Source organism: Paeniglutamicibacter sp. ZC-3 (assembly GCF_025847175.2).
Classification (GTDB): domain Bacteria; phylum Actinomycetota; class Actinomycetes; order Actinomycetales; family Micrococcaceae; genus Paeniglutamicibacter; species Paeniglutamicibacter sulfureus.
Genome location: NZ_JAOYTG010000007.1, coordinates 30,164 through 43,794 on the forward strand (window position 1 = coordinate 30,164; position 13,631 = coordinate 43,794).

12 protein-coding genes and 1 pseudogene are annotated in these 13,631 nt (G+C 67.4%); 10 read left to right on the forward strand and 3 right to left on the reverse strand.

Annotated features, from left to right (window positions below; genetic code table 11):
- The first annotated feature begins 24 nt into the window (after positions 1-24).
- From OIU93_RS09475 to OIU93_RS09500, 6 genes are all read left to right on the forward strand, one after another.
- Positions 25-1,260 carry an acyl-CoA dehydrogenase family protein gene (locus OIU93_RS09475; protein ID WP_264269839.1) on the forward strand — a complete coding sequence of 412 codons (1,236 nt, stop codon included), beginning with the start codon at positions 25-27 and terminating at the stop codon, positions 1,258-1,260.
- Positions 1,261-2,679, forward strand: a complete 1,419-nt coding sequence (locus OIU93_RS09480) for an NtaA/DmoA family FMN-dependent monooxygenase (RefSeq protein WP_264269840.1) — start codon at positions 1,261-1,263, stop codon at positions 2,677-2,679.
- Between the two features lie 127 nt (positions 2,680-2,806).
- The gene (locus OIU93_RS09485; RefSeq protein ID WP_264269841.1) at positions 2,807-3,235 is read left to right on the forward strand and encodes a CoA-binding protein; all 429 of its coding nucleotides are present in this window, start codon (positions 2,807-2,809) and stop codon (positions 3,233-3,235) included.
- An 89-nt stretch (positions 3,236-3,324) separates the two neighbouring features.
- The gene (locus tag OIU93_RS09490) at positions 3,325-3,711 is read left to right on the forward strand and encodes an MmcQ/YjbR family DNA-binding protein (RefSeq protein ID WP_310289904.1); all 387 of its coding nucleotides are present in this window, start codon (positions 3,325-3,327) and stop codon (positions 3,709-3,711) included.
- Positions 3,712-3,735: 24 nt separating this feature from the next.
- Complete coding sequence (locus tag OIU93_RS09495) at positions 3,736-4,059, forward strand: putative quinol monooxygenase (RefSeq protein WP_264269842.1); 324 nt, start codon at positions 3,736-3,738, stop codon at positions 4,057-4,059.
- Positions 4,060-4,065: 6 nt separating this feature from the next.
- Positions 4,066-5,469, forward strand: coding sequence for a DUF1990 family protein (locus tag OIU93_RS09500; protein ID WP_264269843.1), 1,404 nt, complete (start codon positions 4,066-4,068; stop codon positions 5,467-5,469).
- A 33-nt stretch (positions 5,470-5,502) separates the two neighbouring features.
- On the opposite strand, the gene OIU93_RS09505 is transcribed toward OIU93_RS09500, so the two are convergent.
- Positions 5,503-7,248, reverse strand: coding sequence for a lipase family protein (locus OIU93_RS09505; RefSeq protein ID WP_264269844.1), 1,746 nt, complete (start codon positions 7,246-7,248; stop codon positions 5,503-5,505).
- Between the two features lie 181 nt (positions 7,249-7,429).
- On the opposite strand from OIU93_RS09505, the gene OIU93_RS09510 reads away from it, so the two are divergent.
- The 4 genes and pseudogenes from OIU93_RS09510 to OIU93_RS09525 all read left to right on the forward strand — a co-directional run bounded on the left by OIU93_RS09510 (position 7,430) and on the right by OIU93_RS09525 (position 10,354).
- A complete protein-coding gene (locus OIU93_RS09510) occupies positions 7,430-8,098 on the forward strand; it encodes a DNA alkylation repair protein (RefSeq protein WP_264269845.1) in 669 nt (222 codons plus the stop codon).
- Positions 8,099-8,183: 85 nt separating this feature from the next.
- Positions 8,184-8,909 (forward strand): hypothetical protein, encoded by a 726-nt coding sequence (locus OIU93_RS09515; protein ID WP_264269846.1) that lies wholly within the window; start codon positions 8,184-8,186, stop codon positions 8,907-8,909.
- Between the two features lie 373 nt (positions 8,910-9,282).
- Positions 9,283-10,035 (forward strand): annotated as a pseudogene (locus OIU93_RS09520) (HD domain-containing phosphohydrolase); the annotation flags it as partial.
- Between the two features lie 151 nt (positions 10,036-10,186).
- A complete protein-coding gene (locus OIU93_RS09525; RefSeq protein ID WP_264269847.1) occupies positions 10,187-10,354 on the forward strand; it encodes a response regulator transcription factor in 168 nt (55 codons plus the stop codon).
- 39 nt (positions 10,355-10,393) lie between these two features.
- On the opposite strand, the gene OIU93_RS09530 is transcribed toward OIU93_RS09525, so the two are convergent.
- Complete coding sequence (locus OIU93_RS09530) at positions 10,394-11,176, reverse strand: SDR family oxidoreductase (protein ID WP_264269848.1); 783 nt, start codon at positions 11,174-11,176, stop codon at positions 10,394-10,396.
- 346 nt (positions 11,177-11,522) lie between these two features.
- A complete protein-coding gene (locus tag OIU93_RS09535) occupies positions 11,523-13,415 on the reverse strand; it encodes an FAD-binding monooxygenase (protein ID WP_264269849.1) in 1,893 nt (630 codons plus the stop codon).
- Positions 13,416-13,631: the final 216 nt, after the last annotated feature.

Here is a 13,631-nt window from a genome sequence, read left to right on the forward strand (position 1 = left end):
ACTCATGGATACAAAGGAAGACAAATGAGCGCAACGTACGTGAAGGAACGAACAGAAGAAGCCCGCTACGCGGAGCTGAGCGCGCGCTTTGTCCCGGTTTTTGAGCGCATCGCTGAAGGCACCGTGGACCGCGAAAAAAACCATGTGCTTCCCTTCGAGCCCGTGAAATGGCTCAAGGAAGCGGGCTTCACCACGCTGCGGGTGCCGGCAGCCCACGGAGGGGAACCCGTCAGCCATGAACATCTTTTCCGGCTGATCGTGGAACTTTCCGCGGCCGACTCCAACGTCGGGCACCTGTTGCGCTCGCACTTCTCCTTCGTTGAAACCATTGCCCTGCAGCCCGAGGAATTCCGGCTCCGTTGGTTCCCGCGGGTGCTTGCCGGCGAGATCTTCGGCAATGCGGCCACCGAAAAGGGCGGCAATGCCCTGGGCACGACCAACACCAAGCTCCGCGAGGAAAACGGCCAGTGGTTGCTCAACGGGGAAAAGTACTACACGACCGGGTCGATCTTCGCCGACTGGGTCGTGGTGATGGCCAGCACCGAGGGCGTCGAGGGCCGCCAGTACGCCATCGTGCGCGCCGACGATCCCCGGGTCCGGATCATTGACGATTGGGATGGCTTCGGCCAGCCCCTCACGGGAACCGGCACCGCGATCTTTGACGATGTCGTGGTCGAATTCGACGACATCATCCAGCGCAAGGTTTCCTCCACGCTCGAGCCCGCCTTCTTCCAGCTCGCACTGCTCAGCGTGCTGGCAGGCATCGGCCGCGCCGCGCTCACGGACGCCGCCGTCCTGGTGCGCGAGCGCACCAGGACCTTCAACACGGGTTCCGGGGACCTGTTCCGCAACGACCCGCTGATCCAGGAAAAGGTCGGACGCATCGCAGCGGCCGTCTACGCGGCGGACTCGATCGTTTTCGCCGCCGCCCGCGACCTTGACGCCGCGGTCGACGCCTCGCTGGGCCTGGATCCGACGGCTGCCTTCATCCGCGCGGAAATCGCCGTGCAGCAGGCGCACGTGAGCGTCCCGAAGCTGGTGCTGGATGCAACCAGCGAACTGTTCGACGTCACCGGCGCTTCCTCCGTGTCGCGCGGCAAGTCCCTGGACCGGCACTGGCGCAACGCCCGCACCGTCGCGACCCACAACCCGGTGGCCTTCAAGGCCCGTTCGGTGGGCGACTACTACATCAACGGCACCATTCCCACCGGATTGCACTCGATCGGTGAAGCCACGGACACGAAATCGGAGAGCAAGTAAATGGGTACTTTTGCCGCACGTCCGCGCCTGCTGCTGAGCGCATTCCTGATGAACACCTCCAGCCACATCCTCGGTGGCCAATGGCGCCACCCCGAGGCCCAGCAGCACCGCTTCAACGAACTCTCGCTGTGGGTCGACCTGGCAAAGCAACTTGAGGACGCCAAGTTCGACAACCTGTTCTTTGCAGACGTCGTGGGTCTTTACGGCAACCACGAGGGAGGCTGGGCTTCCCACGTGCGCAAGGGAATGCAGGTGCCCTCGCACGACCCGCTCGTGCTGCTCTCGGCGCTCGCGGCCACCACCAGCGACATCGGGTTGGCAATGACCAGCTCGGTCGTCCAGTCCGAGCCCTACCAACTGGCCCGCCAACTCTCCACGCTTGACCACCTCTCCAACGGCCGGGTTGCGTGGAACATCGTGACCAGCGTGCTGGAGAACTCGCACCGCAACTTCGGTGCCGCCGGCCTGGCCGCCCACGACGACCGCTACGACTGGGCCGAGGAATACGTCGAGGCAACGTATAAGTTGTGGGAGGGCTCCTGGGAGGACGATGCTGTGCTGGCCGACAAGGAATCAGGCATTTTTGCCGACCCGGCCAAGGTCAATAAGATCCACCACCGCGGAGCCCGCTACTCCATCGAGGGCCCGCACCTGGCCATCCCGAGCCAGCAGCGCACACCGTTCCTGTTCCAGGCGGGCAGCTCCGCGCGCGGCCGCCGGTTCGCCGCCGAACATGCCGAGGCAACGTTCCTCTTTGCGCCGCACCCCGAGTACGTCGCCAAGCAGGTGGGCAAGATCCGCGAGCTTGAAGCAGCCGCCGGACGTGCCAAGGGAGACGTCAAGGTTTTCGCCGGATTGTCATTCGTCGTGGGGAGCACCGAGGCAGAAGCCAAGGCCAAGGAAGCGGAATACGACGAGTATCTGGACCTGGATGCGATCATCGCCCACATCGGCGGCGGCATCGGGATCGACCTGGGTGGGCTGGACCTGGACACGCCGCTTGGAGACGTTCAGACGGAAGGTGCCCGGGGCGTCCTCGAGGCGGCCATCGCATCGGTACCGGGAGGAAAGCCAACCATTGGCGATCTGGCCCGTTACCGTGCCAAGGCCCAGCAGATCGTGGGAACCCCCGAGCAGATCGTTGACGAGATCGAACGCTGGCAGGACGCCGGCATGGACGGACTCAACATCATGAACCAGATCCTGCCGGGTTCATACACGGACTTCATCGACGGAATCCTGCCCGAGTTGCGCGCCCGCGGGCTGGCCCAGACCGGATACGCCCCGGGAACCTTGCGCGAAAAGGTCTTTGGGCGTGGTGCCCGGCTCGAAGCCACCCACCCGGCAGCCAAATTCCGTGGTGCCTTCAGCGAATACTCCGCCGCCAACACCGAAGAGTCGTTGACAGGGGCGCTCTAGATGGGCGGCACGTCAGCTTCAGCGTAGCCAGGGAGTCGGAAGGGACAATGGATCTTCCGGCTCCCTGGCCGTTTAGGAGCCAAAGGAGCTGGTGCGGGCCCCGTACTGGCGCGGTAGCGTTAGGAGCATGAGCAATGAACAAGGCCAGCGGCACGTCAATGACCCGGCAGTGATTCGTAGACTTCTGCAAACCCCGGCGCGGTGGGCCGTGGTCGGACTGACCAACAACCCGAGTCGTGTGGCTCCTGGAGTCTCGCGATTTCTGCAGGATCAGCTGGACATGGAAATCATTCCGGTGTCCCTGAGCGGCGAAAGCGTTCTGGGCAACGTTGGGTACAAGCGACTGGGCGAAATCCCGGGGCACATCAACGTTGTGAACTGTTTCGTGAACTCGCAAAAGGTCGGCGACATTGTTGACCAAGCCATCGCCGTGGGTGCCGATGCCGTGTGGTTGCAACTAGGCGTCATCGACGAAGCCGCCGCCAGGCGCGCCAAGGAAGCCGGCTTGGAAGTCGTTATGGACACCTGTCCGAAGATTGAGTACCCCTACCTGTAGTTCCACACGATCCAACCCACGCCTGCCACGGCGGGGAACCACCGGGGGAGGCGGGCAATTTCCTGCCCACCGGGCTTAGGATTGGCAACGTGGAATACGAATCATGGCGCGGGATGCTGCTGTCGATGCCCGGCGCTTTCGAGGACTTCCCCTTCGGTGAGGACGCGGCGGTGTTCAAGGTTGCCGGGAAGCAGGGCGGCCGCGCCAAGATGTTCGGGCTGCTGATGCACCGCGGCGGGCAGCTGAACTTGAACCTCAAGTGCGATCCCGCGCTCGCCGAGCAGCTGCGGGCCGCCAACGAGCAGATCACCCCCGGCTACCACATGAACAAAAAGCACTGGAACACCGTGGTGCCGGGGCTGGATGAGGAAACCATGCTGGCGATGATCGAGGATTCCTACGATCTGGTTGTCGCCTCGCTGCCCGCCGCCGAACGCGCGGCGCTGGGCTGGAAGGGCCTCGTAGAGCGCGGATGATCCGGAATCGGTAGGCTGGATGGCATGTACTTCATCGTCGTAAAATTCCAGACCAAGCCCGACTACACCGCCCAATTCATGGACCTGGTGACCCCGTTCACCGAAGCCACCCGCAAGGAGCCCGGGAACCTCTGGTTCGACTGGTCCCGCAGCGTCGAAGACCCCAGCGAGTTCGTGCTTGTTGAAGCGTTCCTGGACGACGATGCCGCTGGCAAGCACGTGAACTCCGAGCACTTCAAGGCGGGTCTGGAAGCCATGCGCCCGGCCCTGGTGGCCACCCCGAAGATCATCTCACGCAAGGTAGAGGGCGATTCCTGGGGCGAAATGGGCGAATTGCAGATCGGCTAGACCGAGATGTTCGAGCCACTTCGGCGCAAGCTGCAGCAGACCTTTTCCGCCCAGGAACACTACGATCCGGTGTGGGAACGCGAGCTGGACCGCGGGGATGATGCGGGGTACTTCCCGCACGACTCCGCGGTTTGGGTGGTGCACGGCGGGATGAGCCCGATCGCCGCTGGCATCCGGGCACTGCTGACCCAGGCCCTCCACCCGGGGGCGCTCGCCGGGGTGGCCGAGCACTCGAACTACCAATCGGATCCGCTGGCCAGGCTTGCAGGCACGATCCGCTGGATCTTCACCCTCACTCACGGCGACACCGCAGCTGCCGACGCGGCCTGCGCTTGGGTGGCCCGCCGCCACGAAGCCGTCACCGGGAGCTACCTCGCCGGCACCGGGGAAGAACGCGAGTATGCGGCCAACGACCCGGGGCTCGCAACCTGGGTGCACCTGGCCTTCGCCGACGCGTTCCTGCGCAGCCACGAGATCTTTTCCGGACCCGTCCCGCAGGGTGCCGACGCCTATGTTCGCGAATGGGCCAAGGCGGGCGAACTCATGGGAGTGCCCAACCCTCCGCGCAGCGATGCCGAACTCCGCGAAGCCATCGCCGGCTACGAGGCCCGCGGCGAACTGGCCGGCGGTCCCCGGGTCGCCGAGGTCGTCTCGTTCCTGAAAAACCCGCCGTTGGACCCCGCCGTGTTGCCCGGCTACAAGATGCTCTTTGCCGCGGTTGTCGCCACCCTGCCTGAAAACCACCGGCGGATGCTGGGGCTTCGGCGACCTGCCCTGGCCGGGATTCCCCTGCCCGCCCGCCTCGGCGGAAAGGCGGCGCTCGCAATGGCGGGCCTCGCGCTGGATAAGCAGCGGCCGACGGAACTGGCCGCACGCCGCAGGCTTTTCCGCCTCGGAGTGCTCAACGACCTGGACTACCCCGAGGCTGGAATCACCGACGCCGTCCCGGCACCCGCCGGCTTCCGGACGCTTCACGTGCGCGAGCGCGTGGGGCAGGGCGAAGCGGCCTTCGAGGCGTTGGCCTCGGGGATCATGTCCTGGAAGCTGCACGAGGGTGCGGGACTGCGCGTGCGCGCCGACACTCCGATGGTCCAATTGGCCAGTCGCGTCCGGCTCGGAATCGGCCTGGGAGCCGCACGCATCGAGGCTCCCTGCCGCGTTGTTCGGCTGATCGAGTCCGCCACTCGGCGCGGTTTCGCCTATGGCACGCTGGCCGGGCACCCGGAGACCGGCGAGGAATCCTTCGCCGCCGTGCTGGAGCCCGACGGCGCGGTGTACCTGGAGCTCAAGGCCGTCTCGCGGCCTTCGCCGGGGATCTACCGCTTGGGCTCCCCGGTGACCGCGGCCGCCCAGTCAATGGTCACGGACCGCTACGTGGCGGCAGCCCAGAGGCTTGCCGGCGGAAACTGAGCAAGCCGGCCCGGGTTTCGGGCGGTCGGCCCGCTACGGGCAGGTGTCCACCGGTTCCCGGCCCTGAAGCCTGTCATTGGCCCACGCGACCAGGTCACGGATCAACGGGGAGTCGTCCTGCACCAGCGGCATGTGGTCAAGTCCCTGATACTCGCGATACTCCATCTCCTGCCCCGCCGCGCAGCGCGCGGCAACCCAGTTGCGCTGCATCCCCGGTTTCACCAGCTGGTCGGCCAGCCCCTGGCCCACGAAGAGCGGGTAGCCGATGTCCATCGCCACCGAGTTTTCCCTCAGCTTCGCGCCCAGCGGTCCGTGCAGCGCCGAGGCGGGAAGCACCGCGTCGAAGAGCTGCGTGCCGCCAACGATTGCCGAGAGCGCGTCGCGGCCGCCAAAGCAGAGTTCGCCGATGCGTTCGACCGCTCCGGCGTAGCCGGGTGTCAGCAAGGAACCGACGCCGAGCGCGGGGAAAAGCTCCTCCCAGGAGGCAGCAATGTAGGAGGACACGACCTTGCCCGCCGCGTCGTCCTTCACCCCCAGCGCCAAATCCTCCAGGTTGCTGGCCGGGGCCAGTGCCGCGACACCCAGCACCCCGATCTCCGGGGCATAGTCCCGCGCGATGGCTGCGCTGAACAGGGCACCGTGCCCGCCCTGGGAATGTCCCCAGATCACGGCGTCCCCGCGCAGCGCGATCCCCTCGAGCCGGCGGGCGGCCCGGTGCGCATCGAGCACGTTGCGCCCCTCGGCCTCGCCCACCAGGTACGGGTGCGGGCCGGCGGTGCCCAGCCCCACGTAGTCGGTCATCACCCCGGCCCAGCCCTGGGACACCAGCTCGCGCAGTGCCGCGGCGGGACCGTCCTCGAATGGCTGCGGCGAGAGGGAAGGGGCGCAGCGCGGGACTATGCCCTTGGTCCCGTGCGCCATCGAAACCACCGGCAGCGGCGCCTCGCCGCGGTCCCGCGGCACCACCACCGAGCCGGAGGCGACGGCCGGCGACCCGTCCGGGTTCGTCGTCGTATACAGGATGCGCCACGCCTCGGCGTTGGCAGGGACCCCGGAACCCAGCACCTCGGCGCGCAGCAGCCTGCCGGGTTCGGAGGGGACGTCGGTGGGCGGGGTGTAGAACGCATCGGGCACCAGCCTCGGGTCCCCGGCATGGATGAACGCGGTCAGGGCCACCATCGCCACGGCCATCAGCAACGCCACCGCGGAACCCGCCACCCTGCCGAACTCCCGCCACCGGCCCCCGGCGCGACCCCCGGGTCCCCGCCGCCGGGCCAGGAATCCCACCAGCATGTGCAGGCCGGCGAAGACCAGCCAGCCGCCGAATACCACGCCAAAGGCCCACAGCGTCAGCCGGGGCCAGAACATCACCAGCAGGCCAGCCAGCACCGCGGCCAGGCCGCCGAGCAGCGCGGTGGCACGGTGGACCGGGGTTTTGCGGAACAGCGCGGCGAGGGACGTGGCGCCGGTGACCAGCAGGAGCACGGCCACGCAGGCCGCGAGCACGGGCAGCGTGGTGCCGCGCCAAAGCAACGCAGCGATGCCCGCAACGACCAGGAGCGCACCGCTGCCCCCCTCAAGCCAGGGCCAGGTTCCCTCTCCGTCCCCGTCCCGGCCCAGGGCCCCGGCGATCCGGGCAACGCCCAGCACCACCAGCCCGGCGGAGACCAGGACCACGAACACCTCGATGGATGCGGCCGAATGCAGCGCAAGGACGGACCCGAGGACCGCCAGGGCAGCGCCCAGAACGGGGCGCACCCACCCCGGGGTCCTGTGCATGAAACCGGCCATGAGGTCCTCTCGACAACGGCAAGCCTCACGCCTGCCCGCCTAAACATTCTGCCGCATGGTTTTGGGCCACGGGTGATCGGCCCGCCGCAGTTGCCGCGTCGGCCCGGACCCGTCGGGGGAACAACTTTCGTAGACTGGAAGCCACACACACGAACAGCTGGAGGTTGGGATGTCGGAAACGACCGTGGACGGGCTGCTGGCAGAGCTGGCGGCGCTCGAGGACCCGAAAATGCGCGCCGTGAACGAGAAGCGCGGGGACGACCACGGGGTGAACCTCTCCAAGCTGCGGGCCGTGGCCAAGCGGCTGAAGACCCAGCAGGAGCTGGCAGTGGAGCTCTGGGCAACCGGGCAGACCCCGGCGCGGCTGCTGGCGCTGCTCATCTGCCGGCCCAGGGCCTTCGGCCGCGAGACTCTGGACACCATGCTGCGCGAGGCCGGCGCCCCGAAGGTCCACGACTGGCTCGTGAACTACGTGGCGAAGAAGAGCCCCCACGCCGAGGAGTTGCGCGGCGCCTGGATGGCCGACGCCGATCCCGTGGTGGCAAGCGCCGGGTGGGCGCTGACCAGCGAACGGATCGCGAAGAAGCCCGAGGGCCTTGACCTGCCGGGGCTGCTGGATGTCATCGAGGTGCAGATGAAGGACGCCCCGGAGCGTCTGCAGTGGGCCATGAACCAGGCCCTGGCCACGATCGGCATCGAACATCCAGCGCTTCGCGCCCGGGCGCTTCGGATCGGCGAACGCCTCGAGGTGCTCAAGGACTACCCGACGCCGCCGAACTGCACCTCGCCCTTCGCGCCGGCCTGGATCAACGAGATGGTTCGGCGCAAGGAAGGCTGAGCGCCCGCCCAAAACATGGGGCACCGGCCCCATGCGCCGCGGGCGCGGAGTTTCTAGGCTGTGAAAACAAGCCAAGGAGACCACCGTGAAAGACAAGACACCGCAGCACTACGCGCACCGCGCAGAAACCGCAGCGACGCTGCCGCCCGGGGACGCCGAACGCCTGGCAGGTTATGCGCTCATGGGCCTGCCTTTCAGCAGCGGCCACTACCTGGCCTACCGGCGTTTCCCGCGCAGTTCCTTCGGCCCCGGTTATCGGTCGGTGTGGCTGCGCCGGCCGGGCGGGGCCTGGAGCATCTACGCCGACGTCCCGCCGGAGACCAGTTGCGCCCGCTTCTTCGGGGCGGCCGTGGACGAGACGGTGCTCGCACCGGTATCCGCCCGCTGGACGGGGCCCGCAAGCCTGGAGGTCTCGGTTCCCGGAGTGCTGGACTGGCAGCTGGACCTGGCCTCGACCCCGGCCACGAAGATGCTCGGTGCGGTGGCCGGTGCCATGCCCGACGCGCTGTGGCGCAGCGACGCCATGCTCGGCGCCATGGGCAGGGTCATGGGACCGGTGTTGCGCGCCGGGAGAATGGGGCTGGCCGGGAGAGTGCCCAACGGGCAGTCCTTCCGCGCTCGCCCGATGCGGGTGTGGATGGTTCGCGCCTCGGTCGCCACCGTCGACGGAGTAGACGCCGGGATCCCGCAGCCGCTCCCCGTCCAGGAGCATCTCGCCGACGCCTGGCTGCCGCAGCGCGGCGTGTTCGTGGCCGACACCAGTCTCGTCTTCCCCTCCACGGCACCGACGCGGGTTGCGGCCGTAGAATGAAGGCGTGGCGGATCAGGGCGCGCGCGGCTTCGACCGGATCCCCGCGGTCACGGGGTCCGCGGGTTCGGCCGCGCGGGCCGGGGCGGGCGCCCCGCGCCGCAGCGAACTGCTCGCCGCACTCTCACTGGCCATCGACCTGGGGCTCGGCCAGCCCATGGAACACATGATGCGCGCGACGCTGCTGGGCCTGCGGATAGCGGAACAGCTGGGCGTCGACAAGCCGACGCGCGAGCGCATCTACCACGCGAACCTCTTGGCCTGGATCGGCTGCCACGCGGATTCCTTCGAACTTGCGGCGCTTTTCGACGACGACATCGCCTTCCGCTCCGACTACTACCTCATCGATGCACAGGGCTTGCCCATGCTCTCGCTGATGCTGCGCCACACCGGTTCGCAACATGCCGGCGGGCGGCGGGCACTGGAACGAGCGCGGTTCGCTCTCGGGGCGAAGGCCGCGGTCAGGGACCTCATTGCCTCGCATTGCACCTCGGCCGGCCAGCTGGCGGCGCGGGTGGGGCTGGACGGGGACCTGCCCTCGATCCTGGCCCACACCTTTGAGCGCTGGGACGGCCTGGGACTTCCCGCGGGGAAATCCGGGGCGCAGATCCCGCTGGAGATGCGCATCGCGCAGCTCGCCGACGCGGCCGAGGTCTTCCTGCGCTCCGGCGGCATCGACGCGGCGGTGGCCATGGTCGCAGCACGCCGCGGCACCCAGTTCGACCCGGAGATCGCCGACCTTTTTTGCGCACGCGCCCCGGAATTGTCCCGGGGCCTGATGCTGGGCGATCCCTGGCCCGCGGTGCTGGCCTCCGCCCCGGCCGATGAACCGCTGGATGCTGCCGGGCTCGATTCCGTGCTGGAGGCCATGGGTGATTTTGCCGACCTGAAATCCCCGTGGACGACGGGGCACTCGCGGGCGGTGGCCACGCTCGCCGCCGCGGCCGCAGGACGCCTTGGCCTGGACCCGGTCGAGACAGTAGTGCTGCGCCGATCGGGCTGGGTCCACGACCTGGGCCGGATGGGGGTGTCCAACGCGGTCTGGGACAAGCCGGGGCCGCTCTCGGCGGTGGAACTGGAGCACCTGGCCATGTACCCGTTCCTCACCGAACGGATCCTGGCGCGGGTGCCCGGCATGCGCCGGGTGGCCGAGGTGGCCGGCGCCCACCGAGAGCGGCTCGACGGCGGCCGGCACGCCCTTGGCACACCGGCGGCGCTCCGCCGGTCCGGCGGGCCTGACCGGTCGGGAAATCGAGGTGTTGCGCCTGCTCTGCCGCGGCATGGACAACCGGCGGATTGCCGCGGCGCTGGTCATCGCCCCGAAGACCGCACGCAACCACGTGGAACATATCTACCTGAAAATCGGGGCATCAAATCGCGTCTCGGCCACGCTCTTCGCCCTTGAGCACGGGCTGTGGGACCGCGGGCACGGCACGGCCCCGCGGTGACATCACCGCGGGGCCTGCCGGGGGATCCGGTCTTGGGACTCAGTACTTGTAGGACTGGCCGCCGTCGATCGGGATGACCGCCGCATTGATGAACCCGGCGTCGCCCGAAAGCAGGAAGGCGACCAGCTGGCCGACCTCTTCCGGCTTGCCGAAGCGCTTCATGGGGTTCGGCTCGACAAAGGCCTGGCCCACGGCTTCCCAGTTCTCCGGGTCGATCTGCTTGAGTGATCCCTCGACCATGGGGGTCATGATGGCGCCCGGGGCGATGGCGTTGATCTGCACGCCGTACTGGCCGTATTCGATGGCGGAGTTGCGGGTCAGGCCGACCACTCCGTGCTTGGCGGCAGCATAACCGGACTGGTTGCCCACGCCGCGGATGCCGCCGACCGACGCAGTGTTCACGACGGCGCCGGAACCTTGCTCCCTCATGACCTTCAGGACGTGCTTGAGCCCGTAGAAGACGCCGGCGAGGTTGATGGACAGGACCTTGCCGAATTCGTCCGAGCCGAAGTCCTCGGTGGGGTTTTGCTTGCCTTCGATGCCGGCGTTGTTGAAGAATCCGTCGATGGTCCCGAAGTTCTTGAGGGTTTCGGCGACGTAGTTCTGCACCTCGGACTCGTTGGCGACGTTTGCGGTCACCGAGATGATCTCTGCGTCCGGTGCGATGTCCCGGATCTCCCGCTCGGTTTCCTGCAGCCCGGCGGCGTTCAGGTCGACCAGCGCCAGCTTGCCCTTCTCCTTGGCAATCTGGATGGCCGCGGCACGTCCCAGGCCGGAGCCTGCGCCGGTGATGATGACTGACTTGCCTTCAAACCTCTGCATGGGTGCTTCCTTTCAGTGGGTCCAGCGGTTGTGTCCGCCAGTATTCATGCAAACACATGTAATTTGCGGATTATTCCTGCTCGTCCGGCGATGCGAGTCCAGGCCGGTTCGCGCTGCTTCCAACGTATCGCGGAACCATGCCGGGTCTGCGGCTTTCGGCAGATCGAATGAAGGGTTTTGGGGAAGGGACTGTTTGCCGGCAGACGTCGGCGCCGCCAAAGCGGGCTGGCGCCGTCGACGATCAGACGTGCCCCCTGCAAAGCAGGTAGTGCCCGCGGCCATCGGCCTCGGGCACTACCTCTGGTGATCCGCTGGTGCGCATCGGGTGGTTCGGTTCGGGTTGTGGCTAGACGCGCGCGCCCGAGTGGATCCGGGCGAAGAACTCGCCGAGCTCGTCGGTCGCGCCCAGCGGCAGCACATTGGCCACGTACTGGTCCGGGCGGACCACCACAATGACGCCGTCGCGGGAGAGTCCGCGCACATCAAAGATGTCGTTGCCGGGAACTGTGCCGTAGACCTTTTCGTACTCGGTGAGCTTGAACGGGCCGACCTCCGGCTTGAAAACAGCGGGGACGGCGTTGATGTCGATGTCCTCGTGCTTCTGCTGGTAGATGACCTTCACGTCGAACCAGGCGTCGATGTCCAGGCCCGCCGGGGTGGCCGCCAGCGGCGACTCGGGCGCGGTGGACAGCCACTGCGCCAGCTCGCCCACCGGGGAATCGGCCCCGGGGGCCGAGGGATCGGCGAAGACGTAGATGCGCCAGCGGCCATCGGCGGTGGCGTGGTGGCCCAGCTGCATCGGGTTGGTGTCGCAGACGCGCGATGCCATGGCCGACTTGAAGCGCTTGCCCACCGGGAACCCGGTGGCCAGCTCCTGGTGCACGGCCTCGCCGGTGAGCATGGAGGGCGCGTACTCGGTCATGAAGCCCGCGGGGAATTCGGCGGTGCGCACGTAGAAGTCCTCGAGGTCCGAGGGATTCTCGAATTCCTCGGGCTTCTTGGCCATCAGCGTCGACCATTCCTTGTCGAAGTCGATGAGGTTCTTCGCCACCACCTGGCGCTCGGCCGAGTAGGTGGCCAGCAGCGACTCGGGGCTGCGGCCCTCAAGCACATGGGCCAGCTTCCAGCCGATGTTGAAGCCGTCCTGCATGGAGACGTTCATGCCCTGTCCGGCCTTGGCGCTGTGCGTGTGGCAGGCGTCCCCGGTGATGAATACGCGCGGGTTGCGGGTGCCGCGGTCCTCCGGCAATACGTCGTCGAAGCGATCGGTGAGGCGATGGCCGACCTCGTAGACGCTGCTCCAGGCGACGTTGCGAACCTCGAGCGTGTAGGGGTGGATGATCGCGTTGGCCTGCTCGATGATGTGCTCGATGCTGGTCTTGCGTACCGCGCCGTTGTCGCCCTCGGGCACCACGCCCAGGTCGACGTACATGCGGAAGAGGTGCCCGCCTTCGCGCGGGATCAGCAGGATGGAGCCGCCGTCGTGGGACTGGATGGCGCACTTGAGGCGGATATCCGGGAAGTCGGTGGAAGCCAGCACGTCCATGACGCCCCAGGCGTGGTTGGCCTGGTCCCCGGCCATGGTGCAGCCGATGGAGGCTCGGACCTTGGAGCGTGCGCCGTCGGCGCCAACGACGTACTTGGCGTTCACGATGCGCGTGGTGCCCTCATCCTCGCCCGCGCTGCGCACCAGGGTGACCTTGACGGGGTAATCGCCGCTTTCCGCCACCTCGAGACCCTGGAAGTCCCAGCCGAAGTCGGGGACCAGGCGGGTGGGGGAGTTCTTGGCGACCTCGGCGAAGTAGTCGAGCACTCGTGCCTGGTTCACGATCAGGTGGGGGAACTCGCTGATACCCACGGTGTCGTCCAGGGCGCGGCCGCCGCGGATGATGTTCTTGGGGTTCTCGGTGTCCGGGCGCCAGAACGCCATCTCGGTGATCCGGTAGGCCTCGGCTGTGATGGCTTCGGCGAAGCCGAAGGCCTGGAAGGTCTCGACGCTGCGGGCCTGGATGCCGTCGGCCTGGCCGATTTCCAGGCGGCCGCCGCGTCGTTCCACGATGCGGGTGGTGATGTCGGGGAACTGGGAGAGCTGGGCGGCGGTGAGCATGCCGGCGGGGCCGGAGCCCACGATGAGCACGTCGATGTTCTCGGGCAGCTCCTCCGGACGGTTGATGCCGACGCCGGCTGCTGGCTTGATACGCGGGTCACCGGATACGTAACCGTGGTGGTGGAACTGCACGGGCTTTCCTCACTTCGTCGAGTTCTGTCTGCGGCCGCGATACCGTGTTCTATATTTGAACACCGGATTCTATAGTCGAACTTTGGCCTGTGATCTAGAACTCTACGGCAAGGCGTTGTGGGTCACAAGTGCGGGTGGCGGGAGGCGCGGGAAATGCGCGTGCCGTCGGATGCATGTGTGTGCGATCGGTTGCGTACGGACGCTCCGGCGATTGGC

Bases quoted from the DNA above. Each gene is read 5' to 3' on its own strand.
- OIU93_RS09475 (WP_264269839.1), top strand. From the start codon at position 25: ATGAGCGCAACGTACGTGAAGGAACGAACAGAAGAAGCCCGCTACGCG.
- OIU93_RS09480 (WP_264269840.1), top strand. From the start codon at position 1,261: ATGGGTACTTTTGCCGCACGTCCGCGCCTGCTGCTGAGCGCATTCCTG.
- OIU93_RS09485 (WP_264269841.1), top strand. From the start codon at position 2,807: ATGAGCAATGAACAAGGCCAGCGGCACGTCAATGACCCGGCAGTGATT.
- OIU93_RS09495 (WP_264269842.1), top strand. From the start codon at position 3,736: ATGTACTTCATCGTCGTAAAATTCCAGACCAAGCCCGACTACACCGCC.
- OIU93_RS09500 (WP_264269843.1), top strand. From the start codon at position 4,066: ATGTTCGAGCCACTTCGGCGCAAGCTGCAGCAGACCTTTTCCGCCCAG.
- OIU93_RS09505 (WP_264269844.1), bottom strand. From the start codon at position 7,248: ATGCACAGGACCCCGGGGTGGGTGCGCCCCGTTCTGGGCGCTGCCCTG.
- OIU93_RS09510 (WP_264269845.1), top strand. From the start codon at position 7,430: ATGTCGGAAACGACCGTGGACGGGCTGCTGGCAGAGCTGGCGGCGCTC.
- OIU93_RS09525 (WP_264269847.1), top strand. From the start codon at position 10,187: ATGGACAACCGGCGGATTGCCGCGGCGCTGGTCATCGCCCCGAAGACC.
- OIU93_RS09530 (WP_264269848.1), bottom strand. From the start codon at position 11,176: ATGCAGAGGTTTGAAGGCAAGTCAGTCATCATCACCGGCGCAGGCTCC.